This window comes from Streptomyces sp. 1331.2 (assembly GCF_900199205.1).
Classification (GTDB): domain Bacteria; phylum Actinomycetota; class Actinomycetes; order Streptomycetales; family Streptomycetaceae; genus Kitasatospora.
Genome location: NZ_OBMJ01000001.1, coordinates 1951060 through 1966053, shown reverse-complemented (window position 1 = coordinate 1966053; position 14994 = coordinate 1951060). Strand labels below are relative to the sequence as shown.

Here is a 14994-nt window from a genome sequence, read left to right as displayed (position 1 = left end):
GACTCGGGGGCCGCTCGGCGCTTCTAGCCGTTGACGGTCGCCGCCCAGGCCGCCTCGGCGGCCTGCAGGGCCGGCTCGGCGTCGGCGTTCGTGGCCGTCGCCAGGGCGGTCAGGCAGGCGCTGACGGTCTCCAGCGCGGCCGCCGGGCCGTAGTGGTTGACCCGCAGCATCCGCGCGGCCAGCGCGCCGCCGCCCGGCTGGACGGGCAGCGCCGGGTCGAGACGGGCGGCGAGTTCCGCCGCGTGCAGGCCGTCCGGGGTGCGCAGGGTGGTGGCGACCGGGGCCGCGTGGGCGTCCTCGGTGACGAACGGGGCCAGGGTGCCGAGGGCGCGGGCGCCGGCCCGGGTGGCGGCCGCGGCGGCGCGGTGGCGGGCGATCACGGCGGGCAGGCCGTCGGCGGCGATCCGGTCCAGGCAGGCGCCGAGCGCGAGCATCTCCAACTGGGCCGGGGCGTGCGGGAGTACGGCGCGTCCGGCGTCGGTCCAGCGCTCCTTCCAGTCGAGCAGCGACAGGTAGGAGCGGCGCGGGGCGGCCGGGTTGGCGGCGATCCGCTCCCAGGCGCGGTCCGACACCGAGACCGCGGAGACCCCGGCGGGCCCGCCCATCGCCTTCTGACCGCCGATGACGCACAGGTCGATGCCCCACTCGTCGGTGAGCAGCGGCTCGGCGGCGACGGAGGCGACCGCGTCGAGCATCAGCAGGGCGCCGTGCTCGCGGACCACCGCGCCGATCTCGGCGACCGGGTTGGTGTTGCCGGTGGCGGCCTCGGCGTGGACGAGGGAGACGAAGTCGATCGCCGGGTTCGCCTCCAGGGCCTCGGCCACCTGCTGCGCGCCGACCGCGCTGTCGAAGGGCACGGCCAGGTCGACGACCGTCGCCCCGCAGGAGCGCAGCCAGTTGCCGAAGGTCTGGCCGTACGGGCCGGTGACGATGTTGAGCGCGGTCGAGCCCGGGTGCGCGGCGCCGCGGATCGCCGCCTCCAGCGGGAGCAGCGCCTCGCCCTGGGTGACGATCACGTCGGCCTCGGTGTGCAGCAGCGCGGCCACCCCGTCCTCGATCGCCGCGAACTCGGCGGCGCTGAGCGCGGGGAGGTCGAGGAAGGGGCTCCTCTTGATGACTCGCTCGCTTCGCTCGTTCACGTCGGGTAGGGCCTCTCGCTACGGGGACGGGGGATGGTCGGTGCCGGAACGAGTCTGCCGCATCCGCACTGCTTACACGGAACCCGCCCGTCGGTAGAGTGCGGCCATGAGCGATGGCGCGGTGCTGCACGTGCGGGGTCGGGTGCTGGTCGGTCCGCAGGACGTCCGGGACGAACTCTGGGTGGTGGACGGCCGGGTGAGCTTCACCCGCCCGACGACCGCCGGGGACGTCCGGACCGTGACCGGCTGGGTGCTGCCCGGCCTGGTGGACGCGCACTGCCACGTCGGCCTGGACGCGCACGGCGCGGTGGACGCGGAGACCAGCGAGAAGCAGGCGCTCACCGACCGCGACGCCGGCACCCTGCTGATCCGCGACGCCGGCTCGGCCGCCGACACCCGGTGGATCGACGAGCGTGAGGACCTGCCCCGGATCATCCGCGCCGGCCGGCACATCGCCCGCACCCGCCGCTACATCCGCAACTACGCACACGAGATCGAGCCCGGCGACCTGGCCGCGTACGTCCGGGCCGAGGCCCGGCGCGGGGACGGCTGGGTGAAGCTGGTCGGCGACTGGATCGACCGCGAGCGCGGCGACCTCGCCGCCTGCTGGCCCGGCGACGCGCTGGCCGAGGCGATCGCGGCGGCGCACGAGGAGGGCGCGCGGGTGACCGCGCACTGCTTCGCAGCCGAGTCGCTGCCGGACCTGCTGGCGGCCGGAATCGACTGCGTCGAGCACGCCACCGGGCTGACCGAGGAGCTGATCCCGGTGTTCGCCGAGCGCGGCGTCGCCATCGTCCCGACCCTGGTCAACATCGCCACCTTCCCGGGCCTGGCGGCCGGCGGCGAGGCCAGGTTCCCGGCCTGGGCGGCGCACATGCGGCGGCTGCACGAGCGCCGGTACGACACCGTGGGCGCCGCGCACGACGCGGGCATCCCGGTGTTCGTGGGCACGGACGCGGGCGGCTCGCTCGCCCACGGACTGGTCGCGGACGAGGTGGCGGAGCTGGTGAAGGCGGGGCTGAGCCCGGCCGAGGCGCTGTCGGCGGCGAGCTGGGGGGCGCGGGAGTGGCTGGGTCGGCCGGGGCTGGAGGAGGGTGCGCCGGCGGACTTCGTGGTGTACGAGGAGGACCCGCGGGCGGACGTCCGGGTGCTCGCGGACCCGCGCCTGGTGGTGCTGCGGGGGCGCCCGGTCTCATGATCATCCGCTGAACGCCCTGTCCGTGTAGGCCGATAGGGTGGCGAGCATGGCACCGCGTCCACTGAACGAGATCGTCGAGCCCGGCTGGGCCGCCGCCCTGGAACCCGTCGCCGGACGGGTCGCCGCGATGGGCGACTTCCTGCGCACCGAACTGGCCGCCGGCCGTACGTACCTGCCCTCGGGCCCGAACGTGCTGCGGGCCTTCCAGCAGCCCTTCGCGGACGTGCGGGTGCTGATCGTCGGGCAGGACCCGTACCCGACGCCCGGCCACGCCGTCGGGCTCAGCTTCTCGGTGGGTCCGGAGGTGCGGCCGATCCCGGCCAGCCTGATCAACATCTTCCAGGAGTACGGCCAGGACCTCGGCCTGCCGCAGCCGTCCAACGGGGACCTCACGCCGTGGACGCAGCAGGGCGTGCTGCTGCTCAACCGCGCCCTGACCACCGCGCCGCGCAAGCCGGCCGCGCACCGGGGCAAGGGCTGGGAGGAGGTCACCGAGCAGGCGATCCGGGCGCTGGTGGCGCGCGGCGGGCCGCTGGTGGCGATCCTCTGGGGGCGTGACGCCCGGAACCTGAGGCCGCTGCTCGGGGAGGTCCCGGCGATCGAGTCGGCGCACCCGAGCCCGTACTCGGCGAGCGGGGGCTTCTTCGGCTCGCGGCCGTTCAGCCGGGCGAACGAGCTGCTGGTGCGGCAGGGGGCGCAGCCGGTGGACTGGCGGCTGCCGTAGGGCTGCTGTAGCAGAGTCCGGTTGTAGCAGAGTCCGGTCAGCGCGGAACGTCAATCTCACTCCAACGGGTGAAATGACTTTCCGTGTTGCTCATGTGACGGATAGTTCGAGAAGACTGGCGGCTCATCGTTTCATCTGTGTGGGGGTACCGCCTTGTCTTCTCGCCGAATCGTTTCTGCAGCTGTCGTCGTGGTGGCGAGCACCGCGCTCACCGCCGGGCCCGTCCAGGCCGGCCCGTCGACCCCGCCTTCGCCGGGGAAGGCGCGCGCCGTCACCGCCGAACTCGCCCTGGACGTCAAGCTGTTGAACAACGCCGTGGACGTCCCGGTGAACATCGCGCTCAACAAGGTGGAGACGCCCGAGCAGCGGGAGGGTTCGGTCCTCACCGCCACGGTGGCCGGAGTCGACCAGACCGGCCCGGTCACCCTGGTCAAGGCGGACATCGGCAAGTCCGTGACCCGCGCCGACGCCAAGGGCACCGCCGCCTCCGTCAAGCTGGTCAATGCCGACGTGCACGCCCCCGGCCTGCCCGCCACCGCGCTGCTCGGACTGGAGGCGATGAGCGCCGAGGCGACCTGCCCGGTCGACGGGCAGCCGACCGCGGACGTGGTCGCGCCCGCCAAGCTCACCGTCCTCGGCAAGCCGGTCACCGTCGGCCTGTACGGGCCGACCAACGTGGACGTGCCGCTGATCGGCAGCGTGTCGGTGGAGTTCTCCAAGAAGACCACCACCACGACCACCGCCGCCGCCTCGGCACTGGAGGTGCAGGTGGAGGTCAACCCGCTGAACCTGAACGTCGCCAAGGTCAGCGGGAGGATCACCGTCGCCTCGGTGAGCTGCGAGAAGCCCTCCGCGCCCACCGCCACCCCGCCCACGACCGGCACTCCCGGCACCCCCGGCACCGCGCCGACCAGCGCGCCCGCCGCCCGGCCGGTGGCCGACACCGCCGCCTCGCGCACCGCCGCCCCGCAGGCCGCGGTGGAGAAGCCCGAGCAGCCGGACAAGCTGGCCGCCACCGGCGGCAGCAGCGCCACCGGCCCGCTGGCCGCCGGAGCCGCCGCCCTGCTCGCGGGCGGGGCGGCCGCGCTCTGGGCCACCCGGCGCCGCCGGGCCGCGCACGCGCGCCGGAACTAGACATTCCGCCTGGGCACTCCATGCGGCGGGAGTGCCGTGCCCGGCACTCCCGCACCGTGACCGTGCCAATGCGGACGGTTGGTTCACATGCGCGTTACATGAGAGGAACAACCGGGAAACGGCGGCTTGCGACGCTACGCGGGCACCCACCACCCAGCAATGCGAGGGACCAGCCGTGGCAATCAAGGCCGAGTACATCTGGATCGACGGCACCAAGCCGACCGCGAAGCTCCGTTCCAAGACTCGCGTCCTGCCCAACGCCGACAAGATCCCGACCTGGGGCTTCGACGGTTCCTCGACCAACCAGGCCGAGGGCCACGCCTCGGACCGCGTGCTGGAGCCGGTGAAGGTCGTTCCGGACCCGATCCGCGGCGGCGACCACATCCTCGTCCTCTGCGAGGTCCTGGAGACGGACGGCACCCCGCACGAGTCCAACACCCGCGCCCTGCTGCGTGAGGTCCACGAGAAGTACGCCGCCCAGGAGTCGATCTTCGGCATCGAGCAGGAGTACACCTTCTTCAAGGGCTCCCGCCCGCTCGGCTTCCCGGAGGGCGGCTACCCGGCCCCGCAGGGCGGCTACTACTGCGGCGTCGGCGCCGAGGAGGTCTTCGGCCGCGAGATCGTCGAGCTGCACCTGGACCGCTGCCTCGACGCCGGCCTGGCGATCTGCGGCATCAACGCCGAGGTCATGCCCGGCCAGTGGGAGTTCCAGATCGGCCCGGTCGACTCGCTGACCGTCTCGGACGACCTGTGGATCGCCCGCTACCTGCTCTACCGCACCGCCGAGGAGTTCGGCATCGACGCCACCCTGGACGCCAAGCCGGCCCGGGGCGACTGGAACGGCGCGGGCGCCCACACCAACTTCTCCACCAAGGCGATGCGCGAGGGCTACGACGCCATCATCACGGCCTGCGAGTCGCTCGGCGCCTCCCAGGAGAAGGTGCTGGAGCACGTCAACCAGTACGGTGACGACATCCAGTCCCGCCTCACCGGCAAGCACGAGACCGCCCCGTGGAACGTCTACAGCTACGGCGTCTCCAACCGCGGTGCCTCCGTGCGCATCCCGTGGCAGGTCGAGGTGGAGCAGAAGGGCTACATCGAGGACCGCCGCCCGAACGCCAACATCGACCCGTACGTGGTCACCCGCCTCCTGATCAACACCTGCTGCGAGGCCCTGGAGAAGGCCGGCCAGGTCTGATCCGCCGCCCCCGGGCACACGGCAACACCCACCGCCGGGCCTCCCCTCCTCGTGAGGGGAGGCCCGGCGGTCTTTCCGCGTCCGGCGGTCTTTCCGCGTCCGGCGGTCCTTCCGGGTCCTGCGGACGGTGTCGAACGGGCGGTGAACTCCGGTGGCCGGGGCTGCCGTTGGTTCCGGTGAGGGCCCGCCGAGCGGGCCCGATCCGACCAGTCAGGAGCAGACCATGAACAAGATCAAGGCCGCCGTCGTGGCCGCCGCCGTCCTCGCCGGGGTCGGGCTGGCCGCGGCTCCCGCGTCGGCCGGGGTCATCACCCCCGCGCACTGCGGCAGCACGATGTTCGGCGGCGACTTCCTGTGCGGGGGCGACTACGGCACCAGCGGCCAGACCGTCGTCAACCTCAACGACGGCACCCGGCAGGTCTTCGTGGTCGGCCGCGACCACGCCATGTGGACGCGCTGGACGATCGGCAACTCCAACGGGCTGAGCGCCTGGACCTCCATGGGCGGCTACCTGACCAGCCAGGTCATCGTGGTCAAGGCGGGCTCGGACAACTCCCTCACCCTCCGCGCGCGGGGCGGCGACGACCGCGGGTGGTTCATCGACCGGTACAGCAACGGTGCCTGGAGCAGCTGGTACACCTACGGCGTGCCGAAGGGCTGACCCGGGGGCCTCGCCGGGCCGGGCGGGAGGTTCCGGCCGGGCAGGGGCCTGCAGGGCCGGTCAGGACCCGATCGTGACCGGCAAATCGCTGGTCAATCAGCGTCACCGAACCGAGAATCCCTGACATGACCCAGCAGCCCCTGCTCCTCCTCGACGTGGACGGACCACTCAACCCCTTCGCCGCCCCGAAACGGCGGCCGGACGGCTACCGGACCTACCGGCTGCGGCCCGGCTGGTGGGTGCGCAAGCAGGAGCGGATGGCGGCGGCGGAAACCAGGCTGGCGACGCGCGCGAAGCACGCGAAGCGCCCCGCCGGCCGGGTGAAGCCGCTGCGGGTGTGGCTGAACCCGGCGCACGGGCCCGAGCTGCTGGCGCTGCCCTACGAACTGGTCTGGGCCACCGGCTGGATGGGCGAGGCGAACACCCACATCGGCCCGCACCTCGGGCTGCCCGAACTCCCGTACATCGCCTGGACGGAGATGTTCGCCGAGGACCCGGACGGACTGCACTGGAAGACCCGGGACGTGGTCGCCTGGGCGGCCGGGCGCCCCTTCGTCTGGGTGGACGACGAGCTCGGGCCGCAGGACACCGCGTGGATCGCCTCGAACCACCCCGGCCCTGCGCTCACCCTGCACATCCATCCCGGCAAGGGCCTGCTGGCGGAGGACTTCGCGACCCTGCGGGAGTGGGCGGCCGCCGCATGACCGGGAAGGACGAGGGGGCGGTCCTCGGCACGGTCGAGCGGCTGCGCCGCTACCCGGTGAAGTCGCTGCTGGGGGAGGAGCTGGACGCGGCCGAGGTGACCGGGCGGGGCCTGGCCGGGGACCGCGAGCGGGCGCTGCTCGACCTGGAGACCGGCCGGGTGGCCAGCGCGAAGCACCCCCGGCTCTGGGCCGGCCTGCTGGGGTTCGCGGCGATGGTCGCGGCGGACGGCGGCGTGGCGATCACCGGGCCGGACGGGCGCGGCGCGGGTGTGGCGGACCTGTCCGAGGCGCTCGGCCGCAAGGTCGCACTGGTCGCAGAGCGCGCGGCTGGTGCGACGGTCGAGCGGGCCGTGCCCGAGGAGGTGCTGGCACACGGTATCGCCGCCGAAGTCGGCTTCACCGTCAGCGAGTTGGGCCGTGCTGCGCCCGACGGCGGCTTCTTCGACTTCGCTCCACTGCACCTGATCACCACCGCGACGCTGCGCGCCACCGGCTCCGCGGCCGAGCGCTACCGGCCGAACCTGGTGATCCGCACCGGGGGTGCGGGGTACGTCGAGAACGCCTGGGTAGGGCGGGAGTTGGCGATCGGCCCGACACTGCGCCTGCGCGTCCTGGCGGCCACCCCGCGCTGCGCCGTCCCCACCCTCCGGCACGGGCCGCTGCCCCGTCGCACCGAGGCCCTGCGCCTCCCGGCCGAGCAGAACCGGGTGGTCCCGCTGGAGGGCATGCCGGCGCTGCCCTGCGCGGGGGTGTACGCACAGGTGCTGGCGCCCGGGCGGATCCGGACCGGCGACGAGCTCAGGCTGGACCGAGGAGACTCGAACCGAGCACGGCCTCAAGGGCGTTGAGGAAGCGGTCGGTGGTCGCCTCGTCCCGGACGGCGATCCGCAGCCACTCCTCGCCCAGCCCCGGAAAGGTGTCCCCGCGCCGGACGGCGAAGCCGTGCTCGCGCAGCCGCCGCCGGACCGCTGCTGCGTCCGGCAGCCGGACCAGCACGAAGGAGGCGGCCGGTTCGCCGTACAGCCGTACGGACGGGAAAGTGGCCAGGCCCTTCACCAAGTGCTCGCGCCAGAGCGCCAGTTCGTCCGCGGCTCGGTCCGCCTCGGCGAGCGCCGCCGGGCTGCTGCAGGCCTCGGCGGCGGCCAGCGCCGGGGTGGAGACCGGCCAGAGCGGCTGGGCGGCGCCGAGTTCGGCGATCAGCGGCGCCGGGCCGAGCACGTAGCCGATCCGCAGCCCGGCCAGGCCCCAGGTCTTGGTGAGGCTGCGCAGCACGACGACCCGGCCGGGCAGGTCCCGTACCGGGGCGAGGGATTCGCGCTCGCCCGGCACGGTGTCCATGAACGCCTCGTCCACCACCAGGGTCCGCCCGGGGCGGGCGAGCGCGGCCACCGCCTCGGCGGGGTGCAGGACGGAGGTCGGGTTGGTCGGGTTGCCGAGGACGACCAGGTCCGCCTCCTCGGGGACGGCGCCCAGGCGGAACCCGTCCCCGGGGGAGAGCAGCACCCGGTGCACCCGGTGTCCGGCGTCCCGCAGCGCGGCCTCCGGCTCGGTGAACTGTGGGTGAACGACGGTGATGTGACGAGCCGTCACAACCCGGGCCAGCAGGACGAAGGCCTCCGCCGCCCCCGAGGTGAGCAGCACCTCCTCGACCGGGCGGCCGTGCCGGGCGGCCACCGCGGCGCGGGCGGCGCTCTGGTCGGGGTAGGCGGCGAGGTCGCCGAGGGTGGCGGCGAGGTGGTCGCGCAGCCAGGCCGGGGGCGTGCCGGTGCGGACGTTGACGGCGAGGTCGACCAGGCCGAGCCCGTCGGCGCGGACCTCGGCGTCGCCGTGGTGGCGCAGGTCGGGTTCGGGGGCGGTCACGCGGGGTCTCCCTGGGGGTGGGCGGGTTCGGTGGGTGAGAGGGGTGGCGCGGGCGAGAGGGGTCGGGCGATCGCCGCGGTCGCCGCCACCGCGACCGTCACCATGGCCGACTTCCGCTTGGCGACCAGGAGCCGGCCGCCCGGCGCGCTCGCCAGGGCCGCCGCCTCGGCGACGCTCGCCGTGCCGAGGGCGGCACCGACCGCGGCCGAGGGGTTGGGTACCGGTACGGCGGCCAGTTCCCGTCCCGGGTGCTCGTCCACCGGCACCCCGCCCAGCCAGTGGGCGACCCGGCGCACCGCCGGGTGGTCCGCCTTGCCGGCGACCGTGGCCAGCCGGGCCACCGCGTGCGGGGCGAGCCCGGCCTCCCGGAGCACGTCCGTCAGCAGCTGCACCGCCTCGGCGGACTCGGCGGCGCTGCTCGCGCCGATCCCGACCACCAGGGTGCGCGGGTGCACCGGTGGGTCGCCGGCGACCGGTCCGCTCATCCGCCGCACTCCTCCGTACCCGAGCCCCCGTGATCCCACCACGCACGGTCGGAACGGGTCAATCGCGGGGGGTGTGAGATCCGACGCCACCGGGCGGCAGCTGTTCGTCTGTTCTTCACCTGTCTTGTGCCGTACACGACACCGTGGCGATCCTACTGTTCTCGGCGCTCCCGCCCCGGCAGTCCCGACCTCCGGAGGACCCCATGGCCTTCGTACGACCGCGCACCCCCGGCACCCCCACCGCCGCCCCGCGCCCCGCCGCCCAGCGCCCCACCCGCCGCCGCGGGCCGCGCCCGCTCACCGCCCTGGCGAGCGGCCTCGGGCTGCTCGCCGGCTCGCTCGGCCTCTGGGCCGCCGGCGGCAGCGCCGCCGCCGACACCGCCGCCGGCCTGCCCGCCCCCGACCACGTGGTCGTCGTCGTGCTGGAGAACCACGCCTACACCCAGGTGATCGGCAGCTCCAGCGCCCCGTACATCAACGGCACCCTGGTGGCCGGCGGCGCGAAGCTGACCCGGTCCTACGCGCTCACCCACCCCAGCCAGCCCAACTACTACATGCTGTTCTCCGGCAGCTCGCAGGGCATCGTCGACGACAGCTGCGTGGACGTCGGCGCGCTGCAGGAACCCAACCTGGCCTCCGAACTGCTCGCCTCCGGCCAGACCTGGGCCAGCTACAACGAGGGCCTGCCCGCCCAGGGCGCCACCGACTGCCGGGTCGACTCCTACGCGCAGAAGCACAACCCGTGGTTCGGCTTCGGCAACGTCCCCACCGACAGCGCGTACGGCATGGACGCGTTCCCGAGCGACTACAGCACCCTGCCCAAGCTCTCCTTCGTCGTCCCGGACCTCTGCGACGACATGCACGACTGCTCCGTCGGCACCGGCGACTCCTGGCTCAGCAGCAACCTCGACGGCTACGCGCAGTGGGCCAAGAGCCACAACAGCCTGCTCGTCGTCACCTTCGACGAGGACAACAGGCTGTCCGGCAACCGCATCCCGACCTTGCTCTACGGCGCCCACGTCGCCCCGGGCAGCAGCACCGCCACCACCTACAACCACTACGACCTGCTGCACACCCTGGAGGACCTGACCGGCGTCAACGCCCACGCGGGCAACTCGTCCGGCGCCGCCGACATCACCGGCATCTGGAACTGACGCCCGTGTACGTCGCGGACTCCCGCAGCTCGAAGGCCCCCGTCGCACCGGCCACCGGCACGGTGCGGCGGGGCGCCGTGCCGGGGACGGTGCTCGCCCTGGGCACCGTCAGCCTGGTCACCGACATCTCCTCCGAGATGGTCACCGCCGTCCTCCCCCTCTACCTGCTCACCGGGCTCGGCCTCTCCCCGCTCGGCTTCGGCCTGCTCGACGGCATCCAGAACGGCTTCAGCGCCCTCGTCCGCCTGGCCGGCGGCCACCTCGCCGACCGCCGCGGCCGCGACGGCGCCGCCCGCCACAAGGCCGTCGCCGCGGTCGGGTACGGGCTGTCCGCGCTCTGCCGGCCGCTGCTGCTGTTCGTCCACACCGTGCCGCTGATCGGCGCGGTGATCGCCGTCGACCGCACCGGCAAGGGCCTGCGCACCGCGCCCCGGGACGCGATGATCTCGCTCGCCACCGAACCCGCCCACCGCGGACGGGCGTTCGGCGTGCACCGGGCGATGGACACGGCCGGCGCGCTGCTCGGACCGCTCACCGCCTTCCTGGTGCTGCGCCTGACGGGCGGCCCGCTGCTCGCCGACGGCGGCGAACACCACGGCTACGACGCGGTGTTCACGGTCAGCGCCTGCGTCGCCGCGCTCGGCGTGCTGATCCTGCTGCTGTTCGTGCCGAACCGGCAGCAGTCCGACGGTCCGTCGACTCCCGCCCCCTCACTGCGCGACAGCCTCGCCCTGCTGCGCCTGCCCGGGCTGCGCCGACTCACGCTCTGCGCCGTCCTGCTCGGGCTCACCACCGTCAGCGACTCCTTCCTCTACCTGCTCGTCCAGCGCCGACTGGAGCTGTCCGTCAGCCTGTTCCCGCTGCTGCCGCTGGGCACCGCTGCCGCCTTCCTGCTGCTCGCCGTCCCGCTCGGCATGCTGGCCGACCGGATCGGCCGCCACCGGCTCTTCCTCGCCGGGCACGGGCTGCTGCTGCTCGCGTACGGGGTGCTGCTCTCGCCGCTGCGCGGGCTGCCGGCGGCGCTCTGCGTGCTGGTGCTGCACGGCGCCTTCTACGCCGCCACCGACGGGGTGCTTGCCGCCGCGGCCGCCGACGCCGTCCCGGCCGAGCAGCGCGGCGCCGGGCTCGCCCTGGTCGGCACCGGGCAGGCGCTGGCCCGATTCGCCTGTTCGCTGCTGTTCGGCGCGCTGTGGGGCGCGGTCGGCGGCCCGGCGGCGCTGGGCTGGTCGGCGGGGGCGCTGGCGCTGTGCGTGCTGGGCGCGGCCGCGGTGCTGCGCCCGTCCGGACCCGTTGTCGCTGCCGCCGAGGAGAGGGAGAGAACGTGAACCTGCAGAACCGGACCAGGGTGCTCGTGCTGCTGGTCGCCGTCCTGGTGCTCGGCGCGGTCGGCACCGGGGCCGTCCTGTACGCGGCCGACCGCACCGCCCGCCGGGACCAGGCCCAGCCCGGCGGGCCGTCCGTCGAGTCCGGCGCCGTCTCGCTCCAAGTGACGCACGGTGGAAGACAGTTGCTGTTCCGCAACATGGCCTGGGGGCCGCACCGGGACGAGATCGTCACCGTCCCCGCCGACCACCCCGACGGCCCGCGCACCGCCTCCGGCGTCAGCTGCCTGCGCTTCCACGCCGCCGCCGGCACCGGCATCTGCCTGCAGGCCCAGCACGGCGCCCTGGAGGACACCTACCGGGCCGTCGTCCTCGACGACCACCTGCGCGAGCGGCGCTCCTTCCCGGCCGCCGGCATCCCCACCCGCTCCCGGGTGTCGCCGTCCGGGCACTTCGCCGCCTGGACCGTCTTCGTCAGCGGCGACTCGTACGCGGGCAGCGACTTCTCCACCCGCACGTCGATCGTGGACGTCCGCGACGGGAACCTCCGGGAGAACCTGGAGGACTTCGCGATCGTCCTGGACGGCCACCCGTACCAGGCGCACGACATCAACATCTGGGGCGTCACCTTCGCCGACGACAACACCTTCTACGCCACCCTCGCCAGCGCCGGGCAGACCCACCTCGTCCGCGGCGACCTCGCCGCCCGCACCCTCACCGCCCTGCACGACAACGTCGAATGCCCCTCGCTCTCACCGGACGGCACCCGCATCGCGTACAAGAAGCGCGTCCCGGGCCTCTCCCCGGACGCACCGTGGCGCCTCTACGTGCTCGACCTCGCCACCATGACCGAGACCGCCACCGCCGAGCAGCGCAACATCGACGACCAGGCGCTCTGGTCCGGCAACGGCACCCTCGTCTACGCCCTGCCCGGCGACTACGGCGCCGACCTGTGGACCGTACCGGCGGACGGCTCGGGCGCCGCGCAGCCGGTCACCAAGGCCGCGGTCGCCCCCGCCTACCTGGGCTGAGGAACTCTCGGCTACGGTCCCACGTCGAGCAGAGTGTGACGTCCTGATCGAGGGGGAGCGAAGAACCGTGGACGGCATCCCACCCGAGCGCATGGTGACCGACTCGTGGCCGGCCCTGAACGGCCGCCCGGTCCTACGGCGCACCGTCGCCGTCTCGCTGGTGCTGTGCGTGTCCGTCGCCGCCGCCCTCGTGGTGCGCGGCGTCAACGCGCTCACCCTCGGCGGCCCCGGCCACGAGACCGACCGTGACCGCGCCGAACGCCTGGCCGGCCTCCACCCCTCCCAGCACCCCGGCGTCGGCCGCTACTACGTGCCGGTCGGCGCCGTCTACACCCACACCTCCGACGGCGCCCCCGTCGCCTACCTGCACTACCGGCTCGGCGGCGGCAGGGCCCCGGGCGTCGGCGACTTCCTCAGCGCCTACGACCTGCCCGACCCCGGGCCCGCCGCGCCCCTGCCGCCCGACCTGGTCGCCGCGCTCGGCGGTGACGAGCCGGCCGAGGCGCCGGAGCTCTCGGAGGGGCCGGTGGCGTCCTCGCCGTCCTCGGCTTCCTCGGCGCCCGCCTCGCCCTCCGGCTCCCCGACGCCGCCCGAGCCGCCGGTCCCCTCCCCCGATCCCGCCGGTCCCAGCGCCCCCGGCGCTCCCGGTCTGCTCTCCGAGGACCCTCCGGACGGCCCGTCCACGACGGACGGCCCGAACTGCCCGCCCGCCACGGACGGCCCGGACGGCCCGGCTCCCGAGGCCGCGCCCTCCGCCGTCGAGGCGGCCCCCGAGGGCGAGCCAGTCGTCACCGCCCCCGCCGCCGCCGCCCCCGCCGCCGTCCCGATCCCGGCTCCCACCCTGACCCCGGGCTGGCCCGCCTCCGCGGCTCCCACCCACGCCCCCAGCGCCCGCCGCATCTACGTGGCGACCATCCCGGGCGGCCTCCCCGGCGCCGCCGACATCTACATCCGCGCCACCGGCTGACCGGCCGCAGCGCTCCGAGCCGAGGGCCGACGACGCGCCGAAGCGCCCCGCCGACCGGTGTCGGCGGGGCGCTGGCGTACCTCGGGCGGCTGTCCGTCAGGCGGCGAGGCCCGAGACGGAGGCGATCGTGACCGGGTGCCCCATGGTGGCGATGCGCCACTCGGCGAGCGCCTGGTAGGCGGGGGAGTGGTACCAGCCGTCGGCGTCGGCCTCGGCGGGGAACTCCAGGATCGCGGTCTTGGTGTACGCCGTCTCGCCCTCCAGCCGGGCCGGGGCGCCGAAGGCGAGCAGCCGGCCGCGGAAGGGTTCCATGGTGGCGCCCACGTTGGCGAGGTAGTGGCCGAGCTCGGCGTCGGAGGTGTGGTCGGTGCGGGTGATGACGATGTAGTGCACGGTGTTCTCCTCGTGGATCGGTGCGGGGGTGCTCAGCGGCCGACGGGCGCGAGCTCGGGGGTCAGGGGGGCGGTGGGGGCGGCCGGGGCCGCAGCGGGGACGGGGGGCTCGGACACCGGCGCCGGGGCGGGCTTCCGGGCGGCCGGGGCCTGGCCGACGACCAGGGCGCCGAGGGCCACCAGGAGGCCGAGGACCTGCCAGCCGGTGAGGGTCTGGCCGAGGACGACGAGGCCGCCGACGGTGGCGACGACCGGGTTGACGAGGCCGAGGAACGAGGTCGGGCCGGCGCCGAGGTGGGCGATGCCGCGGAACCAGAGCACGTAGCCGAGCGCGGTGCTGAGCAGGCCGAGGTAGGCGAAGCCGGCCAGGTTGGCGCCGCTCAGGGCCGGCGGCGCGCCCTCGACGACGGCCGCGAGCGGGACCAGGAAGACCGAGCCGGCGAGCAGTTGCCAGGCCGTGAGGTCGAGCAGGGTGGCGTCCGCGGGGCGGCCCCAGCGGCGGGCCAGCACCGTGCCCATGGCCATCAGCGCGATCGCGGTGACCATCGCGGCGATCCCGACGCCGTCGAGCCGTGCCCCACTCTTGAGCACCAGGAGTGCCACCCCGCCGACCCCGGCCAGCCCGGCGAGCAGGGTCTGCCGTCCGGGCCGGACCCGGAGGACCCCGATGGAGAACCCGGCGACGAGCAGCGGCTGGATCGCCCCGATGGTGGCCGCGACCCCGCCGGGCAGGCGGTAGGCGCCGACGAAGGTGAGCGGGAAGAACAGCCCGATGTTGAGCATCCCGAGCACGGCTGCCCGCCCCCACCAGCGTCCCTTGGGCAGCTTGCGGCCGATCAGCAGGAGCAGCAGCCCGGCCGGCAGGGCCCGCAGCGCGGCGAGCAGCAGCGGGCGGCCCTCGGGCAGCAGCTGGGTGGTGACCAGGTAGGTCGTGCCCCAGGCGGCCGGGGCCAGTGCGGCGGTGGCGGCGATCCCAGCGCGCTTGCGGTCCATGATGCCCATCCCCTCAACGTTGATTATCTGAA

General features: G+C 74.5%; 16 protein-coding genes. 11 read left to right on the top strand and 5 right to left on the bottom strand.

The features are described from left to right. Positions 1-23: 23 nt before the first annotated feature. Entirely contained in the window at positions 24-1139 is a 1116-nt protein-coding gene (locus CRP52_RS08200; RefSeq protein ID WP_257032356.1) for a pyridoxal-phosphate-dependent aminotransferase family protein, read from the bottom strand. Between the two features lie 106 nt (positions 1140-1245). Here CRP52_RS08200 and CRP52_RS08195 point away from each other — a divergent pair, with 106 nt between their 5' ends. The 7 genes from CRP52_RS08195 (at position 1246) to CRP52_RS08165 (ending at position 7606) form a co-directional block, all read left to right on the top strand. Beyond that, positions 1246-2337 carry an amidohydrolase family protein gene (locus tag CRP52_RS08195; protein ID WP_097235792.1) on the top strand — a complete coding sequence of 364 codons (1092 nt, stop codon included), beginning with the start codon at positions 1246-1248 and terminating at the stop codon, positions 2335-2337. A gap of 46 nt (positions 2338-2383) precedes the next feature. Further along, positions 2384-3061, top strand: coding sequence for a uracil-DNA glycosylase (locus CRP52_RS08190; protein ID WP_097235791.1), 678 nt, complete (start codon positions 2384-2386; stop codon positions 3059-3061). A 153-nt stretch (positions 3062-3214) separates the two neighbouring features. Beyond that, positions 3215-4195 carry an SCO1860 family LAETG-anchored protein gene (locus CRP52_RS08185; protein WP_306458845.1) on the top strand — a complete coding sequence of 327 codons (981 nt, stop codon included), beginning with the start codon at positions 3215-3217 and terminating at the stop codon, positions 4193-4195. A gap of 175 nt (positions 4196-4370) precedes the next feature. Then, on the top strand, positions 4371-5393 hold the full coding sequence (gene glnII, locus CRP52_RS08180; RefSeq protein ID WP_097235789.1) for a glutamine synthetase: 1023 nt from the start codon (positions 4371-4373) through the stop codon (positions 5391-5393). Positions 5394-5616: 223 nt separating this feature from the next. Further along, entirely contained in the window at positions 5617-6054 is a 438-nt protein-coding gene (locus CRP52_RS08175) for a hypothetical protein (protein WP_097235788.1), read from the top strand. Between the two features lie 125 nt (positions 6055-6179). Next, a complete protein-coding gene (locus tag CRP52_RS08170; protein ID WP_097235787.1) occupies positions 6180-6758 on the top strand; it encodes a hypothetical protein in 579 nt (192 codons plus the stop codon). After that, the gene (locus CRP52_RS08165; protein WP_097239927.1) at positions 6755-7606 is read left to right on the top strand and encodes an MOSC domain-containing protein; all 852 of its coding nucleotides are present in this window, start codon (positions 6755-6757) and stop codon (positions 7604-7606) included. The genes CRP52_RS08170 and CRP52_RS08165 overlap by 4 nt, the downstream gene beginning before the upstream one ends. On the opposite strand, the gene cobC is transcribed toward CRP52_RS08165, so the two are convergent. Both cobC and CRP52_RS08155 read right to left on the bottom strand, forming a co-directional pair. Continuing rightward, positions 7557-8618, bottom strand: coding sequence for an Rv2231c family pyridoxal phosphate-dependent protein CobC (cobC, locus tag CRP52_RS08160; protein ID WP_097235786.1), 1062 nt, complete (start codon positions 8616-8618; stop codon positions 7557-7559). The genes CRP52_RS08165 and cobC overlap by 50 nt on opposite strands. Then, positions 8615-9103: a cobalamin biosynthesis protein gene (locus CRP52_RS08155; RefSeq protein WP_097235785.1), complete on the bottom strand. Its 489-nt coding sequence runs from the start codon at positions 9101-9103 to the stop codon at positions 8615-8617. The genes cobC and CRP52_RS08155 overlap by 4 nt, the downstream gene beginning before the upstream one ends. A 203-nt stretch (positions 9104-9306) precedes the next feature. Between CRP52_RS08155 and CRP52_RS08150 the strand changes: the two genes are divergently transcribed. From CRP52_RS08150 to CRP52_RS08135, 4 genes are all read left to right on the top strand, one after another. Beyond that, the gene (locus CRP52_RS08150; protein WP_097235784.1) at positions 9307-10257 is read left to right on the top strand and encodes an alkaline phosphatase family protein; all 951 of its coding nucleotides are present in this window, start codon (positions 9307-9309) and stop codon (positions 10255-10257) included. A gap of 5 nt (positions 10258-10262) precedes the next feature. Then, positions 10263-11582 (top strand): MFS transporter, encoded by a 1320-nt coding sequence (locus CRP52_RS08145; RefSeq protein WP_097235783.1) that lies wholly within the window; start codon positions 10263-10265, stop codon positions 11580-11582. Positions 11583-11584: 2 nt separating this feature from the next. Further along, positions 11585-12610 carry a TolB family protein gene (locus tag CRP52_RS08140; RefSeq protein WP_097239926.1) on the top strand — a complete coding sequence of 342 codons (1026 nt, stop codon included), beginning with the start codon at positions 11585-11587 and terminating at the stop codon, positions 12608-12610. A 67-nt stretch (positions 12611-12677) separates the two neighbouring features. Then, positions 12678-13577: a hypothetical protein gene (locus CRP52_RS08135; RefSeq protein ID WP_097235782.1), complete on the top strand. Its 900-nt coding sequence runs from the start codon at positions 12678-12680 to the stop codon at positions 13575-13577. A 96-nt stretch (positions 13578-13673) separates the two neighbouring features. Here the strand turns inward: CRP52_RS08135 and CRP52_RS38105 are convergent, their stop codons facing one another. Together CRP52_RS38105 and CRP52_RS08125 are read right to left on the bottom strand one after the other, a co-directional pair. Continuing rightward, positions 13674-13970, bottom strand: coding sequence for a DUF1330 domain-containing protein (locus CRP52_RS38105; RefSeq protein WP_179852723.1), 297 nt, complete (start codon positions 13968-13970; stop codon positions 13674-13676). Positions 13971-14002: 32 nt separating this feature from the next. Continuing rightward, entirely contained in the window at positions 14003-14971 is a 969-nt protein-coding gene (locus CRP52_RS08125; protein WP_257032355.1) for an EamA family transporter, read from the bottom strand. Between the last annotated feature and the right edge of the window lie 23 nt (positions 14972-14994).